The following is a 17,967-nucleotide window of genomic DNA, read 5'->3' on the forward strand; positions in this document are numbered from 1 at the left end:
GGACCCGGCCAGACCCGTCGGGCAGTCCGCCCGCTTCCGGGGAAAGGGAGTCATGTCCGAAACCTCCCGTTCTCAAGCCCATGTGCAGCAGGACGCCCCCGCCGACACCGCCGCGCCGGCGGGCGCGCGGAGCACCGGGGCCCGGAGAACCGCCCTGGGGGTCAGCGAACTCGTCCAGGCCGCGCTGCCGCTGATCGCCGAGTGGCTCCCCACCCAGCGGTGGTACGCCGGAAAGGGACGGCCCATCACCGGCCTCACCCCGATGGTCGGAACCCCGCTCCAGGTCGGCGACCCCGCCCTGCTGCACCTGCTGCTGCGGGTCGAGCACGCCACCACGGCCGGCGCCCCGCACGGCGACATCTACCAACTCCTGCTCGGCATCCGCTCGGAGGGGCCCGCGGACATCGAGCCCAGCGCCGTGCTCGGCCGGCTCAACCAGGGCCCGTACGACGGCGCGGCGCTCTACGACGCCGTCCACGACCCCGAACTCACCGGGCGGCTGCTGGAACACCTCGCCACCGGCGACCGGTTCGGCTCGCTGTCCTTCCGCCGGACCCCCGGCTCCGGGCTCCCCGCCAACCTCCCAGGCCGCGCCTCCACCGCCGAGCAGTCCAACAGCTCGGTCATCTACGGCACCTCGTACATCCTCAAGCTGTTCCGCCGCATCCACCCCGGCACCAACCCCGACCTCGAACTCTCCCTCGCCCTCTCCCGGGCCGGCTCCACCCGGATCCCCCGGGTCGCCGCCTGGTTCGAGAGCCGGCTGGAACGCGCCGAACCCGCCACCCTCGGGCTGCTCCAGCGCTACCTGCCGGACGCCGAGGACGGCTGGGAGCTCGCCCTCGACCAGGTCGGCCGGCTCAAGGGCGACCCCTCCCCCGGCAACTTCGCCATCGAGGCCCACCGGCTCGGCCGGGCCACCGCCGAAGTCCACCGGGTCCTGGCCCGCTCGATGCCGGTCGCCCGGCTCGACCGCGCCCAGACCAGCCGGCTCGCCACCACCATGGCCGACCGGCTGGACAGCGCCGTCGCCGCCGTCCCCGGCCTGCTGCGCTACCGGGCCGCACTGCGCACCGCCTTCCAGCAACTCGCCGACGCCCACCCCGACGGCCTGCCCGTCCAGCGCATCCACGGCGACCTGCACCTCGGACAGGCCATGCGCACCCCGCACGGCTGGGTGCTGCTGGACTTCGAGGGCGAACCCGCCAAGTCCGTCAACGAACGCCGCGAACCCCAGCCCGCGCTGCGCGACGTCGCCGCCATGCTCCGCTCCTTCGACTACGCGGCCGCCCACCTGCTCGCCGGCGGCCCGGTCGATCCGGAACTCGCCCACCTCGCCGCCGCCTGGGCCCAGCGCAACCGCACCGCCTTCTGCGCCGGCTACACCGCCGGCGGCGGCGCCGACCCGGCGGCCTCACCGGAGCTGATGCGGGCCCTGGAGATCGACAAGGCGGTGTACGAGGTCGTGTACGAGGCCCGGCACCGGCCGAGCTGGCTGCCGATCCCGCTCGCCGCGATCAACCGGCTCGCCCTCACCGTCTGACCGCTCCGGCCCGCCCGCACCCCCTGCCCTACCCGCCCCCTGCCCCACCCGCACCCCCGGTTCCGCCGCCCTGGAGTTAGCCCACCCCCCGTCGCAGGAGGACCCAGCCGTGACGCCGCTCGACCCGCCCGGCCGCACCACCCGCCCCGTCCCGGCCACCTTCCTGGCCGGCCCGGACTCGCCCCGGCCCGAGCCCGTCCCGGCCGAGGAGTCCGGGCCGGCCGGCGAACCCGCCCCGACGGAGGAGTCCGTACCAGTCGCGGCGTCCGCACCAGTCGCGGCGTCCGCACCGGTCACGGCCCCGCCCACGGCCTCGCTGCGCCTGCCCGAGGCGCCGCTGCCGCCGTCCGAGGTGGACCGGCTGGTCGGCGGGCAGCACCACGACCCGCACGCCCTGCTCAGCGCGCACCCGGTGCACGGCGGCACCGCGATCCGGGTGCTGCGCCCGTTCGCCGAGCGGGTGGTCGTCGAGACCACCCAGGGCCCGGCCGAACTCACCCATCAGCAGGGCGGGTTGTTCACGGGGCTGGTGGCCGGCGCCGACGCCGTGGACTACCGGCTGCTGGTGACCTACCCCGGCGGCGAGCCGCTGGCCCAGCACGACGGCTACCGCACCCCGCCCACCCTCGGCGAACTCGACCTGCACCTGATCTCCGAAGGCCGGCACGAGCAGCTATGGCAGGCCCTCGGCTCGCACGTGCGCACCGTCGACGGCGTCGCCGGCACCGCCTTCGCGGTCTGGGCGCCGAACGCCGTCGGCGTCCGGCTGATCGGCGACTTCAACCACTGGGACGGCACCGGGCACCCGATGCGCTCGCTCGGCTCGTCCGGCATCTGGGAGCTCTTCGTCCCGGGCCTCGCCGAGGGCGCCGCGTACAAGTACGAGATCCACACCCGGCAGGGCTGGGTGCTCGACAAGGCCGACCCGCTCGCCCGGGCCGCCCAGTGCCCGCCCGCCACCGCCTCGGTGGTCACCTCCTCCGACTACCGCTGGCAGGACGGCGACTGGATGGCCCGCCGGGCCCGCGCCGCACACCACCGGGCGCCGATGTCCGTCTACGAGCTGCACCTGGCCTCCTGGCGGCCCGACCTCACCAGCTACCGCGCCATCGCCGAGGAACTGCCGCGCTACCTCAAGGAGTTGAACTTCACCCACGTGGAGTTCATGCCGGTCATGGAGCACCCCTTCGGCGGCTCCTGGGGCTACCAGGTGTCCGGCTACTACGCCCCCACCGCCCGGCTCGGCAGCCCCGACGACTTCCGCCACCTGGTCGACACCCTGCACCGGCACGGCATCGGCGTGATCGTCGACTGGGTGCCCGCCCACTTCCCCAAGGACGCCTTCGCGCTCGCCCGCTTCGACGGCGAGCCGCTGTACGAGCCGGCCGACCCGCTGCGCGCCGAGCACCCCGACTGGGGAACCCTGGAGTTCGACTACGGCCGCACGGAGGTGCGCAACTTCCTCGTCGCCAACGCGGTCTACTGGTGCGAGGAGTTCCACATCGACGGCCTGCGGGTGGACGCCGTCGCCTCGATGCTCTACCTCGACTACTCCCGCGAGGGCGGCGCCTGGACGCCCAACCAGCACGGCGGCCGGGAGAACCCGGACGCGGCCGCGTTCCTCCAGGAGATGAACGCCACCGTCTACCGGCGCTGCCCCGGCGTGGTCACCATCGCCGAGGAGTCCACCGCCTGGGACGGCGTCACCCGCCCGACCGACGCCGGCGGCCTCGGCTTCGGGCTCAAGTGGAACATGGGCTGGATGCACGACTCGCTGGTCTACATGTCCAAGGAGCCGGTGCACCGCAAGTTCCACCACAACGAGATCACCTTCTCGATGGTGTACGCCTACTCGGAGAACTACGTCCTGCCGATCTCGCACGACGAGGTGGTGCACGGCAAGCAGGCGCTGGTCTCCAAGATGCCCGGCGACTGGTGGCAGCAGCGCGCCAACCACCGCGCCTACCTGGGCTTCATGTGGTCCCACCCGGGCAAGCAACTGCTCTTCATGGGACAGGAGTTCGCCCAGGGAGCTGAATGGGACCACGAGCAGGGCCCGCAGTGGTGGGTGCTCGACGAGCAGTGGCCCGCCCACCAGGACCACCGCGGCGTCCGCCGGCTGGTCCGCGACCTCAACCGGCACTACCTGGACACCCCCGCCCTCTGGGAGCGGGACACCACCCCGGACGGCTTCCGCTGGCTCGACGGCGGCGCCGCCGAGGACAACCTGCTCTCCTTCGTCCGGTACGGGGCCGACGGCTCGCCGCTGGTCGCGGTCTGCAACTTCTCCCCCGTCGTCCGGCACGGCCACCGGGTCGGTCTGCCCGACCTGGACGGCCGCGACCAGCTGTGGGAGGAACTGCTCAACACCGACGCCGAGGCCTACGGCGGCGGCGGCATCGGCAACTCCCACCCGGTCAAGGCCGAACCGACCCCCTGGCACGACCAGCCCCGCTCCGCCGAACTGGTCCTCCCCCCGCTCGCCACCCTCTGGCTCCGCCCGGCCCGCTGAGGGCCTGAGCACCAGAGTGTCTGAGCGCCTGCCCGGCCGGGCAGGCGCTCAGCTCGGCGCCGACACCGGGAAGCCGAGGTCCTCCGCGGCCCTGCCCAGCTCGCGGTCGTAGGTGATGAACTCGGTCAGCTCCGTGCGGAACGGGTCCGCGCTGGCCAGGTGCAACGCGTCCAGCGAGCCGAGGCGCGGAGTGCGGTAGGAGAGCGCCCGGGCGAGCACCGCGCTGCTGAGGTCGACCTGGTGGCTGCCCCGGAGCGCCTGGTCCACGTAGTAGGGGACCTGCTGGTGGGCCAGGCCCGCGCGGAGCAGGGTGCGGGTGATCTCCAGCCGGGCCAGCGCGCTGGTGATCAGCTCGGTCCCGGCGGGCAGCGCCTGCCGCCACGCCCGCACTGCGGCCGTCTCCGGCTCCGGCTTGATGAACTTCAGCAGCGCGCAGGAGTCGAGGTAGATCAACGGTTCCGCTCCCGTTCGCGGTCCTCCACCAGGAGGTCCGAGAGGCTGCCGATCTCCGGCAACAGGTCGAGGGCCAGCTCGGGCATGCCCTCCTCGGCGGGCGGGGTGACCTCGCCGGCCGCGACCATGCGTTCGAGGACCGTCGCCGGGGGTTCCTCCGGCACGAGTCTCAGCACGGGCCGCCCGCGGTCGGTGACGACGATCGTCGCGCCGGCCCGGACCCGCGCGACCGCCTTGGACGGGTTCTGGTTCAGCTCACGCAGTCCCATGGTCTCCATGCCCTCCAATGTAACTACGTCATGTAGGTACATCAAGGGCGGGCGGCGGCGCAAACCCCACGCCCAGGACGTTCAGCCCTTGCCCCGACTCGGCCGCTCTGCTCGCGGACGCCCGTTCGTGGTGCGAAGGTATGGTCGATATGGCCATATTCCGAGACGACGGGACGGAGACACCCACGTGGCGCGCAGCGTGTACGTGACCGGTATCGACCGGGGGGACGGCCGGCAGGCGGTCGAACTCGGGGTCATGGAACTGCTCACCCGCCAGGTGGACCGGGTCGGGGTGTTCCGGCCGCTGGTGCACGCGCACGCGGGGGCGTCTGCCGGCCACCGGGCCGGGTCCGAGCCGGGCTCGGACCACGTGGTGGAGCTGCTGCGCGGCCGGTACCGGATCGACCTGCCGAGTTCCGAGCTGTACGGGCTCAGCTACGAGGAGGCCGCCGCGCTGCAGGCCGCCCGGGGGCAGGACGAGCTGGTCTCCGCCCTGGTCGACCGCTTCCGCGCGCTGGAGCGGCGCTGCCAGGCGGTGCTGGTGCTCGGCACCGACTTCGCCGACACCAACATCCCGGACGAGCTGGCCTTCAACGCCCGGCTGGCCAACGAGTTCGGCGCCGCCGTGCTGCCGGTGGTCGGCGGGCACGCCGAGGACCCGGAGGCCGTCATCGCCGAGGTCCGCAACGCCCACCGGGCGTTCACCGACCTGGGCTGCGAGACCCTGGCGATGATCGCCAACCGGGTCGCCCCGGGCGCCAAGCAGCGGATCCAGCGCAAGCTCACCGAGAAGCTGCCGATCCCCGCCTACGTCATCCCGGAGGAGCCGGCGCTGGCCGCGCCGACCGTCGCCCAGCTGGTCGAGACGACCGGCGCCGAGGTCCTGCTCGGGGACGCCGCCGGCCTGGCCCGGGACGTCCGCGGCTTCGTCTTCGGCGGCGCCATGCTGCCCACCTTCCTGGACGCCCTGACCGAGGGCGCCCTGGTCGTCACCCCCGGGGACCGCGCCGACCTGGTGATCGGCTCGCTGGCCGCGCACGCCGCCGGCGCCCCGCCGATCGCCGGCGTGCTGCTGACGCTCGGCCAGCACCCCGGCCCGAACGTGATGGCGCTGGCCGCCCGACTCGCCCCCGGCACCCCGGTCGCGGTCGTCCCGGAGGGCAGCTGGCCGACCGCCGCGACCCTCACCCACCTGGAGGGCAAGCTCACCGCGGCCAGTCCGCGGAAGGCCGAGATCGCCCTCGGGCTGTTCGAACTGCACGTCGACACGGCCGAGTTGACCAACCTGATCGAGGTCGGCCGGTCCGAGCGCGTCACCCCGATGATGTTCGAGCACGAGCTGCTGGAGCGGGCCCGGGCGAGCCGGCGGCACGTCGTCCTGCCGGAGGGCACCGAGGAACGGGTGCTGCGCGCGGCCGAGATCCTGCTGCGCCGCAACATCTGCGACCTCACCCTGCTCGGCGAGGCCGACGCGGTGCGCCGCAAGGCCGCGAGCCTCGGCATCGACCTCCCGCAGGAGCAGTCGGGCACCGACCGCGCCCAGGTCCGGATCGTCGACCCGACCACCAGCCCGCTGCGCCGCCAGTTCGCCGAGCTGTACGCCCGGCTGCGCGCCCACAAGGGGATGACCGTCGAGCTGGCGCTGGACGTGGTCACCGACGTCTCGTACTTCGGCACCCTGATGGTCCAGGAGGGCATCGCCGACGGCATGGTCTCCGGCGCGGTGCACTCCACCGCCGCGACCATCCGGCCCGCCTTCGAGGTGATCAAGACCTCGCCGGGCGCGGCCATCGTGTCGAGCGTCTTCTTCATGTGCCTGGCCGACAAGGTGCTGGTGTACGGCGACTGCGCGGTCAACCCCGACCCGGACGCCCAGCAGCTGGCCGACATCGCGATCCAGTCCGCCGCCACCGCCGCCCAGTTCGGGGTGGAGCCGCGGGTCGCGATGCTCTCGTACTCGACCGGCACCTCCGGGTCCGGCGCGGACGTCGACAAGGTCCGCAAGGCCACCGAGCTGGTCCGCGAGCTGCGGCCGGACATCCTGGTCGAGGGCCCGATCCAGTACGACGCGGCGGTGGACGCCCACGTCGCGGCCACCAAGCTGCCGGGCTCCGCGGTGGCGGGCCGGGCGACCGTGCTGATCTTCCCGGACCTCAACACCGGCAACAACACCTACAAGGCGGTCCAGCGCTCGGCGGGCGCGGTGGCGGTCGGCCCCGTCCTCCAGGGCCTGCGCAAGCCCGTCAACGACCTCTCGCGCGGCGCGCTGGTCCAGGACATCGTCAACACCGTCGCGATCACCGCCATCCAGGCCCAGGACGAGAAGGAGCCGAAGGCATGAGCGAAGGAACGCGCGTTCTCGTCCTGAACGCCGGCTCCTCGTCGGTGAAGTACCAGCTGATCGACATGCTGGACGGTGCCCGGCTGGCCTCCGGCCTGGTGGAGCGGATCGGCGAGCCCGGCGGGCGGCTGGTGCACACCCCGCACTCGGGCGGGCCGCGCGAGCTGCCGCAGCTCTTCCCGGACCACTCCGCCGCCCTGAAGGCCGTCGCCGAGGAGCTGGCCGCCGACGGCCTCGGGCTGGACTCCCCCGAGCTGGCCGCGATCGGCCACCGGGTGGTGCACGGCGGCAAGCGGTTCACCGAGCCGACCGTGGTCACCGACGACGTGCTCAAGGAGATCCGCCGGCTGATCCCGGTCGCGCCGCTGCACAACCCGGCCAACATCACCGGCATCGAGGTGGCCCGCGCGCTGCGCCCGGACCTCCCCCAGGTGGCCGTCTTCGACACCGCCTTCCACGCCTCGATGCCCGAGTTCTCGGCCCGGTACGCGATCGACAAGGCCGTGGCCGACGAGCACCGGGTGCGCCGCTACGGCTTCCACGGCACCTCGCACCAGTACGTCTCGCGGGCCACCGCCCGGCTGCTCGGCAAGGACCCGGCCGAGGTGAACGTGATCGTGCTGCACCTGGGCAACGGCGCCTCCGCCTCGGCGGTCGCCGGTGGTCGCTGCCTGGACACCTCGATGGGCCTGACCCCGCTGGAGGGCCTGGTCATGGGCACCCGCTCGGGCGACATCGACGCCGGTGTGGTGTTCCACCTGCACCGGGTGGGCGGGCTGTCGATCGACGAGATCGACGACCTGCTCAACCGCCGCAGCGGTCTGCGCGGCCTGTGCGGCGACAACGACATGCGCGAGATCATGCGCCGGGCCGGGGCCGGGGACGCCGACGCGAAGCTCGCCTTCGACGCGTACATCCACCGGCTGCGCAAGTACATCGGCGGCTACTACGCCGTGCTCGGCCGGGTGGACGCGATCGCGTTCACCGCGGGCGTCGGGGAGAACGCGGCGCCGGTGCGCGCGGCGGCCACCGCCGGGCTGGACGAACTGGGCATCGCGGTCGACCCCGAGCTGAACTCGGTGCGCTCCGGCGAGGCCCGGATCATCTCGCCCGCGTACGCCCGGGTGGCGGTCGCCGTGGTGCCCACCGACGAGGAACTGGAGATCGCCCGACAGGCCTTCGCCCTGGTCCACCGGCGGTCCGGGGACTGACCGGACGCCGTCTCGCCCCTCGGGATCCTTCGTTGGCGATTCCTCACGATTCGTGCCGAATGCACCTATAACACGAACGGATAGACTGATCCATATGCGCCGAGCGAAAATTGTCTGCACCCTGGGTCCGGCGACGGACTCCTACGAACAGCTGAAGGCCATCGTCGAGGCGGGCATGAACGTCGCCCGACTGAACATGAGCCACGGCAACCACGCGGACCACGAGGAGCGGTACCGCAAGGTCCGCCAGGTCTCGGAGGACACCGGCAAGGCCATCGGCGTCCTGGCCGACCTCCAGGGTCCCAAGATCCGTCTGGCGACCTTCGCCAACGGCCCGGTGACCGTCGACAACGGCGACGAGTTCACCATCACCACCGAGGACGTCCCCGGTGACCAGCACATCTGCGGCACCACCTACAAGGGCCTGCCCGGCGACGTCAAGCCCGGCGACCCGATCCTGATCAACGACGGCGTCATCGCCCTGGAGGTCGTCAGCGTCGACGGCCCGCGGGTGAAGACCGTGGTGATCGAGGGCGGCGTGCTCTCGAACAACAAGGGCATCAACCTGCCCGGCGCGGCCGTGAACGTGCCCGCCCTGTCCGAGAAGGACAAGGACGACCTGCGCTTCTCGCTGCGCCTGGGCGTCGACATGGTCGCCCTGTCCTTCGTCCGCAACGCGGACGACGTCAAGGACGTCCACGAGGTCATGGACGAGGTCGGCATCCGCGTGCCGGTCATCGCCAAGATCGAGAAGCCGCAGGCCGTCGAGGCCATGGAGGAGATCGTCCTCGCCTTCGACGCCATCATGGTCGCCCGCGGCGACCTGGCCGTCGAGTACCCGCTGGAGCGGGTGCCGCTGGTCCAGAAGCAGCTGATCACGCTGGCCCGCCGCAACGCCAAGCCCGTCATCGTCGCCACCCAGATGATGGAGTCGATGATCCACGCCTCGCGCCCCACCCGCGCCGAGGTCTCCGACGTCGCCAACGCCATCCTGGACGGCACCGACGCGGTCATGCTGTCCGCCGAGTCGAGCGTCGGCAAGTACCCGATCGAGACCGTCCGCACCATGAGCCGGATCGCCGAGAGGGCCGAGGAGGAGCTGCTTTCCCAGGGCCTCCAGCCGCTCAACCCGGGTCGCAAGCCGCGCACCCAGGGCGGCTCGATCGCCCGCGCCGCGTGCGAGCTGGGCGACTTCCTGAACGGCCAGGCGCTGGTCGCGTTCACCAAGTCCGGTGACACCGCCCGCCGCCTGTCCCGCTACCGTTCGCCGATCCCGGTGATCGCGTTCACCCCGGACGTCGCCACCCGCAACCAGCTCTCGCTGAGCTGGGGCGTCGAGGCGCACGTCACCGAGCAGGTCGGGTCCACCGACGCGATGGTCGCCCAGGTCGACCGCGAACTGCTCAGCATGGGCCAGCTCGCCGAGGGCGCGACCGTCATCGTCACCGCCGGCTCGCCCCCCGGCATCCCCGGCAACACCAACATGGTCCAGGTGCACCACCTGGGCACCCGGGGCGAGTAACACCCCGTGGTTCCGACGCCCGTGGGGCGGTCCTCCGGTGGAGGGCCGCCCCACGGGCGTTCTCGCGACGTCGCCGCCGCCGTGGCGCGGCTACCGGTCGCCTACTTGTCGCTGTAGGGCGCGTCGTCGTTGAACAGGCGCATGCCGGGAATGGTCAGCGTGCCGCCGAACTGGCCGGCCTGCTTGGCGGTGACCCCGGTCAGCTCCAGGTCCAGCGGGATCGGGATCGAGCCGATCAGGTCGTACAGCCAGCGCGGCAGGGTGTCCGGGGTGAGGGTGATCTCGCCCAGGTCGATCGGGATCGGCAGGCCGAGCACCTTGGAGAGGTGGCCGGACAGTCGCTCCACGTACATCGTGACCGGGCCCTTGCGCATGGTCGAGGTCGAGCCGGGGGCGCCCTTCACGTGGAAGGTCTTGCCGTTGCCCTGCAACGTCGACATGTCGAGGTTGTCGATGTCGACGCTGTCCACCACGAACTTCAGCACCCGCTTGGTGCCGGTCGGGGTCCGCACGTCGTAGACGCCGTGGAAGGCCGCGCCGTGCAGCGCCAGCCGGCTGGTCGCCAGCGTCCAGTTCTGCTGCGGGACGACGTCCCCGGTGGCGGGCGCGCCGGCGGTCAGGCCGCTGGTGTCCACCGCGCAGTTGGGGTTCGCGCTCGGCGAGGACGCCGGGGTGTCGCCGGCGGCCCCGGACGGGGTGGCGGGGGCCGTACTCGGGCTCGCCTTGCCGCTCGGCTTCCCCGTCGTGCCGCCGGCCGGGCCACCGGCGGCGGAGGCCGTCGCGGCGGGCGAGGCCTGGTCGCCCGCCGGGGTCTGCTCGCCGCTGTCGGCGGCGGGCGGCGGGGTGCCGGGCCGCGCGTCGGCCGGGGCCCCGGCCGTCGGGGCCTGCGGCTGGGCCGGCGTCCCGGTGCGCGGGGCCGGGACGGCCGGCGCGGGGGCCTGGGTGGTGGCCGGCGCGGGGGTGCCGGTCGACTTGGCGCTCGGCGTCGGGCTCGGTGAACCACCCGGGTCCAGCAGGTGGTTGACGCCGCCCAGGACGTCGTCGATCAGCCCGGCCCGGTGGACCGTGTCCGAACCGCCGGGAGCGGCGGAGCGGGCGGCCGGCGGCGTGGTCGCCGGGGTGGTGGCCACGCCGGTCGGGGCGCCGGTCGGCGTCGCGCCGGCGCTCGGCGTACCGGCCGGCGCGGAGGGCTGCTGGGTGGGCGCGGTGGTCGGCGTCTGGGTGGGGATCGCGCTCGGCCCCGTCGAGGGCGCCGTCGAGGGCACGGTGGGGGGCGCCGTGGACGGACCGGGCGGCGGCTCGGGCAGCTCGCTCTTGGGGACGGGCGTCTCCAGCGGTGCGACGTCCGGCACGGTGGCGGGCGCGGTCCCACAGGGCTTGCCCGCCGTCGACTCGGCGACGGCCGGGTTGGGGGTGTACGCGGCGGCCATCAGCAGCGCCGTCGGCACCGCGGCCATCGCCAGCGCGCGGCCTCTCAGCCGGACCCGGACGGGCGTGCGCGGCGCCGCGTGTCGACCGGCGCGCTGCGGTTGGTCCTCCGACGCGCTCACCGCGCCTCCTTCGGGTCCACGGCGGCGGCCTGCTCGTTCGACGCGGCCTGTGCGGGCAGCTTCGCGGTGGGCGCTCCGGCCGCCGCGGGCTCGGTGGCGACGCTCTCGACGACGGCCGCGCTCTCGCCGACGGCGGCCTCGGAGGCCGGTGTCCCAAGTGCGGCGGCCTCAGGAGCAGGGGCCTCGGCGGCGACGCTCGCGGCGACGGCGGTCTTGGCCGCCTTCGGCTCCGGCAGTGGCGCCCAGGACGCCATCAGGCCGCCGCCGATCAGCCCCGGCAGCAGCGCCAGGCCGAACCCGGCCAGGTTGGAGACCGGGATCGAGACCAGCGTCAGCAGCGTGGTGGCGACTCCCGCGAAGACCCGCACGGTCGGCTGGAACCACGCGGTCAGCCCGAGCACGATCAGCAGCACGCCGATGATCAGCGATCCGGCGCCCGCCGTGGTGGCCATGGCCACCGTCATGCCGCCCAACGAGAGCTTGGCGTACGGGAAGTACATGATCGGGACGCCGGCGATCATGGCCAGCAGGCCGCCGTAGTACGGCCGCGTCCGACGGAAGGTACGGAACACCCGGCGCAGCCACTGGACGGGGTTCTCGTGCTCGGCGGGCCGGAATGAGGCAAGGGCGCTGGACACGGTGCAGCTCCTCGATGGTGTGAACGAGGGATGGACGAGACACGGGATCCGGCGACGGCGCACGCGCCACCACCGGTCCCACAGGTGCCGTCGGGGCGGCGGACCGGGCCCGGTCCGCCGCCCGTCAACGGCCTAGTAGCACTCGCCGGTGCCGTCGGTGTGCAGCGCGAGCTTCAGGCCGGGGAGCTTGAAGGTGCCGGCCGAGGTGGCCCAGGCGGTCTGCTGCACGTTGTACAGGTCGGCCTTGTCGGCGGCCTGGGCGAAGCCGGTCGCGCCGGACGGCAGGCCGCCGAGCTTGGACTTCCAGCCCTGGGTGGCCTCGCCCTTGAGGGTCGAGGCGTCCTGGCCGATGTTGATGTTGGTGAACTCGGCGTCCGCGTTCAGCTGGTCGAGGTCGATCAGCAGGTTCTTGGCGTAGACCTGCTTCTTGACGTCGTCGCTGTTGCCCGCCTCCAGGCGAAGGACGATCTTGGGCAGCTTCCACGGCAGGCCGGGGATGACGTTGGGGTCGGTCACCACCGACTGGCAGAGGCCCTTGATGGTCGCCTCGTCGAAGGCCGAGACCGCGACCGGGTGCGGAGTGCCGTTCACCTCGGCGTCGATCGAGCCGAACTGGGCGAAGTTCTTGCCGTGCAGCTCCGGCGTGGTGACCTTGAAGCTCTGGCCGGAGACGCTGAACGAAGCCGCCAGCGCGTTGTTGGCCATGGCGGCGCCGACCATCGCGGTGGCCGCGATGCTCGGCACCATCACCAGTGCGAAGCGCTTCCAGCGGGTCTTGCCGTAGGTCTGGGACATGCGAGTCCTCCTTCTAGGACGTACATCTCCGGCTCCCCGGCGGCGCGCCCGCGCCGGTGGGGGACTGGGATGGGAGAGAGCTACGTCCTCGGTAGCGGAGAGCGCCTTGGGCGTCGTCGGACGCGGGAGCGGCCGGCACACAGCGGCACTCCCGTCCCTCCACCGGCCGCCCTTGCGGGGCGGCGGGCAGGACCGACGACATCGGCGATCACCCCCGAGCGACAACCAGCGACCGCGCAGGGCCGCGCGGCCGGTCGAAGGACAGGAACCGCCGTGGGACCGCGGATACCCCCCTGCCCTCCCTACCGCCGACCGGGGCCGACGGATCACCCGGTGGGGATCCCGTGCTCCACGTGGCCGACCGGATCGGAGGGTGTGGAGTCAGGGACCGGGCGTCGCCGATCGTGCTCGAATCCCGGGCGAAGCACAAGAGGTTCCTTACTGACGGGTAATGCAACACCCGACAGCGTTGATCATGAAATCGACGCGACATGCACCGTGTGTGACGTCTTGAAGGAAACGTGACGAAGAAATCCGCCGGAAACACGAACGAAACACCCGTGGACAGTCACCAGGTGTGACTGTCCACGGGTGTTGTCAAGATTTGGTAAACCTCTGTCCGGTTGACCGGATTGTCGCCAAATCACCCGGCGACACCGCAGGTCATCCGCCGTGCCAGGACCCGCCCGGGACCGACCGGGCCCGAACCGGAGGCGGCGTCAGAACAGCACGCGCGCCAGCGCGGTGCGGGCCGCGGTGACCCGCGGGTCGTCCGGGCCGATCACCTCGAACAGCTCCAGCAGGCGCAGCCGGGCGGCGTCCCGGTCCTCACCGGCGGTCCGGCCGACGGTGTCCACCAGCCGGCCGAAGGCGTCCTCGACGTGACCGCCCACCAGGTCCAGGTCGGCCGCCCGCAGCTGGGCCTCGACGTCCTTCGGGTCGGCCGCGGCCGCGGCGCGGACGGCCTGCGGGTCCACGCTCTCGATCCGCTGCAGCAGTTCGGCCTGGGCGAGGCCCAGCCTGGCCTCGGTGTTGCCCGGCTGGTCGGCCAGCACGTTCCGGTAGGCCTGGACGGCGCCGCCCAGGTCGCCGCTGTCCAGCGCGTCGTGCGCGGCGGCCAGGGCCGGGTCCTCCGGCCGCTGCGGGGCGGCGTCCGACGCCTCGCCCGGGGCCCCGGCGCCGCCGACCACGCCGAAGCGCTGCTCGGCGACCAGGATCAGCTGGTCCAGCACCTTGCGGACGTTGGCCGCGCTCTCGGCGCCCTGGAACAGCGGTACCAACTGGCCGGCCACCACGGCCATCACGGCCGGGATGCCCTGGATGCCGAACTGCTGGGAGATCAGCGGGTTGGCGTCCACGTCGATCTTGGCGAGCACGAACCGGCCGGCGTACTCCTCGGCCAGGCCCTCCAGGATCGGGCTGAGCTGCTTGCAGGGGCCGCACCACTCGGCCCAGAAGTCGATGACGACTGGCACTTCGGTGGAGCGCTGGACGACCTCGGCCTCGAAGGTGTCCTCGGTGACGTCGATGACGAGCGCGTAGGCGGACTGCGCGGGGGCGACCCCGGCCGCTTCGTCGGCGGCCGCCTGGCGGGCCCGCTCGACCCGGGCCTGCTCGGCCTTCTGGGCAGCCTCGCCGGCTGCCTTCACTGCGGCGAGGTCGACCGCACCGCGCAGGGCGGAGCTGTTGAGACGCGAATTCCGTGGCTGCATGGCACCATCCTCCCCCGTCCGCGCCGCCTGCGGGCAACCAACCTCGGGAAAGTCGCCCCGCACGGGCCGCGCGGCGCGGATTCCCGGGCGCGGTGGCCCTCCCCCGGTAGCCTGAACCGTTCGGCGCGGATCCCCACCCGCGCCCGCGCCGCCCCGTCCCACGGGTGCGGTGCCTGGTTGTCACTGCTTTCGCTACGAGTCGTAGCGTAACTGGAGCCGGGGTCCCGGCCGCAAGCCCCATCGGCGGTTCCGCGACGTGACCTGCCCCACTTTCCGGGGCGGCCCGGCTGCCCGAACGGGCGAACAGCCGCTACCGTTACCAGCCCCACCCATGTTACTCACCAGTAGAGCGCAAGGAGGCCCGGTTGCCGGCCCCCCAGCCCCCCGCGAACCCGGACGTCACGGGCCCGGAGACCGCGGACGGCCCCGCCCCCTCGGCGGGTGCCACGACCAGGGCCAAGGGGCGCCCGCGCAGTGCCGCCGCCGACCGCGCCATCCTCGACGCCACCCGCGAGGCCCTCGCCGAACTCGGCTGGGGCGGGCTGACCATGGGCCACGTCGCGACCCGCGCCAAGGTCGCCAAGACCACCCTCTACCGCCGCTGGCCGTCCAAGAACGAACTCGTGGTGGACGCCGTCGCCAGCCTCTTCGACGACCTGGTGATGCCCGACCTCGGCAGCCTGCGGGCCGACATCGAGGCGGTGGTCGCCCAGTTCGCCGACCTGCTGGCCCGCCCCGAGACCCAGGCCGCGCTGCTCGCGCTGTTCGCCGAGGGCACCCGTGACCCGCACCTGCACCGCCGCATCCGGGAGGCCATCGTCGACCCGCAGAAGCGCCTGGTCCGGCAGGGCCGGGCGGCCGCCCAGGCGCGCGGCGAACTCGCCCCGGACGCCGACCCGCGGACGGCCGACGAGGAGATCGACATCATCTTCGACACCATCGCCGGGACGGTAGAGCACCGCGTCCTGGTCAGCGGCGAGCCGATCACCGCCGACTGGACCCGCCGCTTCACCAACCTGCTGCTCGGCCCCTTCCCCAGCCTGCTGGCCGACTAGGCCCTGTCCGGCCGAACGCACGGCGAAGCCGCCCCGCACGGAGAAGCTCCGTAGGGGGCGGCCCACCGGCACGTCCTAGAAGGACGCGTTCTCCCGGTACGTCCCCCACTCCTCGCGCAGCGCGTTGCAGATCTCGCCCAGGGTCGCCTCGGCGCGCACCGCGTCCAGCATCGGCGGGATCATCGACTCGCCCGAGCGCGCGGCCGCCAGCATGGCGTCCAGCCCGGCCCGCACCGCCGCCTCGTCCCGGGCCTCCTTGCGCTCGCGCAGCACCCGCACCTGCTCGCGTTCGACCTCGTGGCTGACCCGCAGGATCTCCAGTTCGGGGGTGACGCTGCGCGGGTGGCAGTTGACGCCGACCACGCGCTTGTCCCCCTTCTCCACCGACTGCTGGTACTGGAAGGCCGCCTCGGCGATCTCGCCGGTGAACCAGCCCTCCTCGATCCCGCGCAGGATGCCGGAGGTGATCGGGCCGATCCCGTGGTCCTCGCGGCCCTTGTCGAGACGGCTCTTGTTCAAGATCTGCTGGAAGATCGCCTCGGCCTGCTGCTCGATCCGGTCGGTGAGCGCCTCGACGTACCAGGAACCGCCCAGCGGGTCGGCCACGTTGGCGACGCCGGTCTCCTCCATCAGCACCTGCTGGGTGCGCAGGGCGATCTCGGCGGCCTGCTCGGACGGCAGTGCCAGGGTCTCGTCCAGGGCGTTGGTGTGCAGCGAGTTGGTGCCGCCGAGCACCGCGGACAGCGCCTCCACGGCGGTGCGGACCACGTTGTTGTAGGGCTGCTGCGCGGTCAGCGAGACGCCGGCGGTCTGGGTGTGGAAGCGCAGCCACTGCGCCTTGTCGGTCTTGGCGCCGAAGCGGTCGCGCATCCAGCGGGCCCAGATCCGGCGCGCGGCGCGGAACTTGGCGATCTCCTCGAAGAAGTCCAGGTGCGCGTCGAAGAAGAAGGACAGGCCGGGCGCGAAGACGTCCACGTCCAGGCCCCGGGACAGGCCCAGCTCGACGTAGGCGAAGCCGTCGGCGAGGGTGTACGCGAGCTCCTGCGCGGCCGTCGCCCCGGCCTCGCGGATGTGGTAGCCGGAGACGGACAGCGGCTTGTACGCGGGAATGCCCTGGGCGCAGTACGCCATCAGGTCGCCGATCAGCCGCAGGTGCGGCTCGGGGGCGAAGAGCCACTCCTTCTGGGCGATGTACTCCTTGAAGATGTCCGTCTGCAGGGTGCCGTTGAGCACCGCCGGGTCGACGCCCTGGCGCTCGGCGGCGACCAGGTACATGCAGAAGATCGGGACGGCCGGGCCGCTGATCGTCATCGAGGTGGTGACCTCGCCGAGCGGGATGCCGTTGAACAGCACCTCCATGTCGGCGGCCGAGTCGATGGCGACGCCGCAGTGGCCCACCTCACCGAGCGACTTGGCGTCGTCGGAGTCGTAGCCCATCAGGGTGGGCATGTCGAAGGCGACCGAGAGGCCCCCGCCGCCCGCCTCCAGGATCATCCGGTAGCGCTCGTTGGTCTGCTGCGCGTTGCCGAAGCCGGCGAACTGGCGGATGGTCCAGGTGCGGCCCCGGTAGCCGGTGGGGTGCAGCCCGCGGGTGAAGGGGTACTCGCCCGGCCAGCCGATCCGCTCGAAGCCCTCGACGGCCTGCCCGGGGGCGGGACCGTACGCCGGCTCGACCTCGTCGCCGGACAGGGTGGTGAAGTCCGCGTCCCGCTTGCGGGCGCTGTCGTACCGCTGCTGCCAGCGCTGCCGTCCGCGCTCGATCTCCTCGGCGTCCATGACCCCGAACTCCGCTCCGTACGGCCGCCACGGCACCGGGGCGGCACAGCTATTAGGACGTCCTACTAATTTACTCGGACGTCCTAGCAGCTGTCGATGGATGCCCGGGTCGAAACGCCGCGGGCCGCCCTCCCGGGGCCCGGAAACGCGCGGTGCCCCTTCCCCCGCGGGGGAAGGGGCACTCGCCGGGGCGTCGGATCAGACGCCGGCGGGCTGGCGGGCGTCCGTGCCGGTCGGGAGCCGCTCGGCGGCCTCGCGGACCACCTTGCGCTCGAAGACGAAGGACGCGAACGGGATGCAGCCGGCGGCCAGGGTCAGGATCATCCGGCCGAGCGGCCACTTCAGCTTCTGCCCGAGCAGGAAGGTCACCACGAAGTACCCGATGTACAGGTAGCCGTGCAGCATCGCGACGTACGTGGTCAGGTCCTCGGCCGCGTCGAAGCCGTACTTCGCGACCATGAAGCCGCAGAACACCAGCAGGGCCACACCGGTCGCAATGGCCAGGGCCCGGTACCAGCCCAGCAGGGGGGTCGCCTTCATACTCTTCATCGCCTCGTTCGGCAGGGATCGACCGGTACGCCCGGATCCGC

The 17,967-nt window shown here is 72.7% G+C and carries 14 protein-coding genes; 6 read left to right on the forward strand and 8 right to left on the reverse strand.

Translation table 11 applies throughout. The features are described 5' to 3' along the window. Positions 1 to 52: 52 nt before the first annotated feature. Together ACIP37_RS16710 and glgB are read left to right on the forward strand one after the other, a co-directional pair. On the forward strand, positions 53 to 1,543 hold the full coding sequence (locus tag ACIP37_RS16710) for a maltokinase N-terminal cap-like domain-containing protein (protein WP_363582060.1): 1,491 nt from the start codon (positions 53 to 55) through the stop codon (positions 1,541 to 1,543). Between the two features lie 109 nt (positions 1,544 to 1,652). Further along, positions 1,653 to 4,055 (forward strand): 1,4-alpha-glucan branching enzyme, encoded by a 2,403-nt coding sequence (gene glgB, locus ACIP37_RS16715; protein WP_363582058.1) that lies wholly within the window; start codon positions 1,653 to 1,655, stop codon positions 4,053 to 4,055. A gap of 48 nt (positions 4,056 to 4,103) precedes the next feature. Here glgB and ACIP37_RS16720 read toward each other — a convergent pair whose 3' ends face one another. Further along, the gene (locus ACIP37_RS16720; RefSeq protein WP_363628719.1) at positions 4,104 to 4,508 is read right to left on the reverse strand and encodes a type II toxin-antitoxin system VapC family toxin; all 405 of its coding nucleotides are present in this window, start codon (positions 4,506 to 4,508) and stop codon (positions 4,104 to 4,106) included. Continuing rightward, complete coding sequence (locus tag ACIP37_RS16725) at positions 4,505 to 4,786, reverse strand: type II toxin-antitoxin system prevent-host-death family antitoxin (RefSeq protein WP_363582054.1); 282 nt, start codon at positions 4,784 to 4,786, stop codon at positions 4,505 to 4,507. The genes ACIP37_RS16720 and ACIP37_RS16725 overlap by 4 nt, the downstream gene beginning before the upstream one ends. 178 nt (positions 4,787 to 4,964) lie before the next feature. Here ACIP37_RS16725 and pta point away from each other — a divergent pair, with 178 nt between their 5' ends. From pta to pyk, 3 genes are all read left to right on the forward strand, one after another. Next, complete coding sequence (gene pta / locus ACIP37_RS16730) at positions 4,965 to 7,118, forward strand: phosphate acetyltransferase (protein ID WP_400806328.1); 2,154 nt, start codon at positions 4,965 to 4,967, stop codon at positions 7,116 to 7,118. Continuing rightward, on the forward strand, positions 7,115 to 8,329 hold the full coding sequence (locus ACIP37_RS16735) for an acetate kinase (RefSeq protein ID WP_363582050.1): 1,215 nt from the start codon (positions 7,115 to 7,117) through the stop codon (positions 8,327 to 8,329). The genes pta and ACIP37_RS16735 overlap by 4 nt, the downstream gene beginning before the upstream one ends. 94 nt (positions 8,330 to 8,423) lie before the next feature. Next, on the forward strand, positions 8,424 to 9,851 hold the full coding sequence (gene pyk, locus ACIP37_RS16740) for a pyruvate kinase (RefSeq protein ID WP_063347766.1): 1,428 nt from the start codon (positions 8,424 to 8,426) through the stop codon (positions 9,849 to 9,851). Between the two features lie 101 nt (positions 9,852 to 9,952). Here pyk and ACIP37_RS16745 read toward each other — a convergent pair whose 3' ends face one another. The 4 genes from ACIP37_RS16745 to ACIP37_RS16760 form a co-directional block, all read right to left on the reverse strand. Continuing rightward, entirely contained in the window at positions 9,953 to 11,401 is a 1,449-nt protein-coding gene (locus ACIP37_RS16745) for a hypothetical protein (RefSeq protein WP_400806332.1), read from the reverse strand. After that, positions 11,398 to 12,039: a DUF6114 domain-containing protein gene (locus ACIP37_RS16750; RefSeq protein ID WP_363582046.1), complete on the reverse strand. Its 642-nt coding sequence runs from the start codon at positions 12,037 to 12,039 to the stop codon at positions 11,398 to 11,400. The genes ACIP37_RS16745 and ACIP37_RS16750 overlap by 4 nt, the downstream gene beginning before the upstream one ends. A gap of 132 nt (positions 12,040 to 12,171) precedes the next feature. Beyond that, entirely contained in the window at positions 12,172 to 12,834 is a 663-nt protein-coding gene (locus tag ACIP37_RS16755; RefSeq protein WP_063347768.1) for a DUF6230 family protein, read from the reverse strand. 719 nt (positions 12,835 to 13,553) lie between these two features. Then, positions 13,554 to 14,546 carry a tetratricopeptide repeat protein gene (locus ACIP37_RS16760; protein ID WP_363582044.1) on the reverse strand — a complete coding sequence of 331 codons (993 nt, stop codon included), beginning with the start codon at positions 14,544 to 14,546 and terminating at the stop codon, positions 13,554 to 13,556. 494 nt (positions 14,547 to 15,040) lie between these two features. Between ACIP37_RS16760 and ACIP37_RS16765 the strand changes: the two genes are divergently transcribed. Continuing rightward, positions 15,041 to 15,601, forward strand: a complete 561-nt coding sequence (locus tag ACIP37_RS16765) for a TetR/AcrR family transcriptional regulator (protein ID WP_400806488.1) — start codon at positions 15,041 to 15,043, stop codon at positions 15,599 to 15,601. A 75-nt stretch (positions 15,602 to 15,676) separates the two neighbouring features. On the opposite strand, the gene ACIP37_RS16770 is transcribed toward ACIP37_RS16765, so the two are convergent. Together ACIP37_RS16770 and ACIP37_RS16775 are read right to left on the reverse strand one after the other, a co-directional pair. Then, entirely contained in the window at positions 15,677 to 17,377 is a 1,701-nt protein-coding gene (locus ACIP37_RS16770; RefSeq protein WP_363582040.1) for a methylmalonyl-CoA mutase family protein, read from the reverse strand. Positions 17,378 to 17,575: 198 nt separating this feature from the next. Then, positions 17,576 to 17,917: a DUF3817 domain-containing protein gene (locus tag ACIP37_RS16775; protein ID WP_400806337.1), complete on the reverse strand. Its 342-nt coding sequence runs from the start codon at positions 17,915 to 17,917 to the stop codon at positions 17,576 to 17,578. Between the last annotated feature and the right edge of the window lie 50 nt (positions 17,918 to 17,967).

The sequence above is a fragment of the Kitasatospora sp. NPDC088861 genome, from assembly GCF_044750105.1.
GTDB lineage: Bacteria > Actinomycetota > Actinomycetes > Streptomycetales > Streptomycetaceae > Kitasatospora.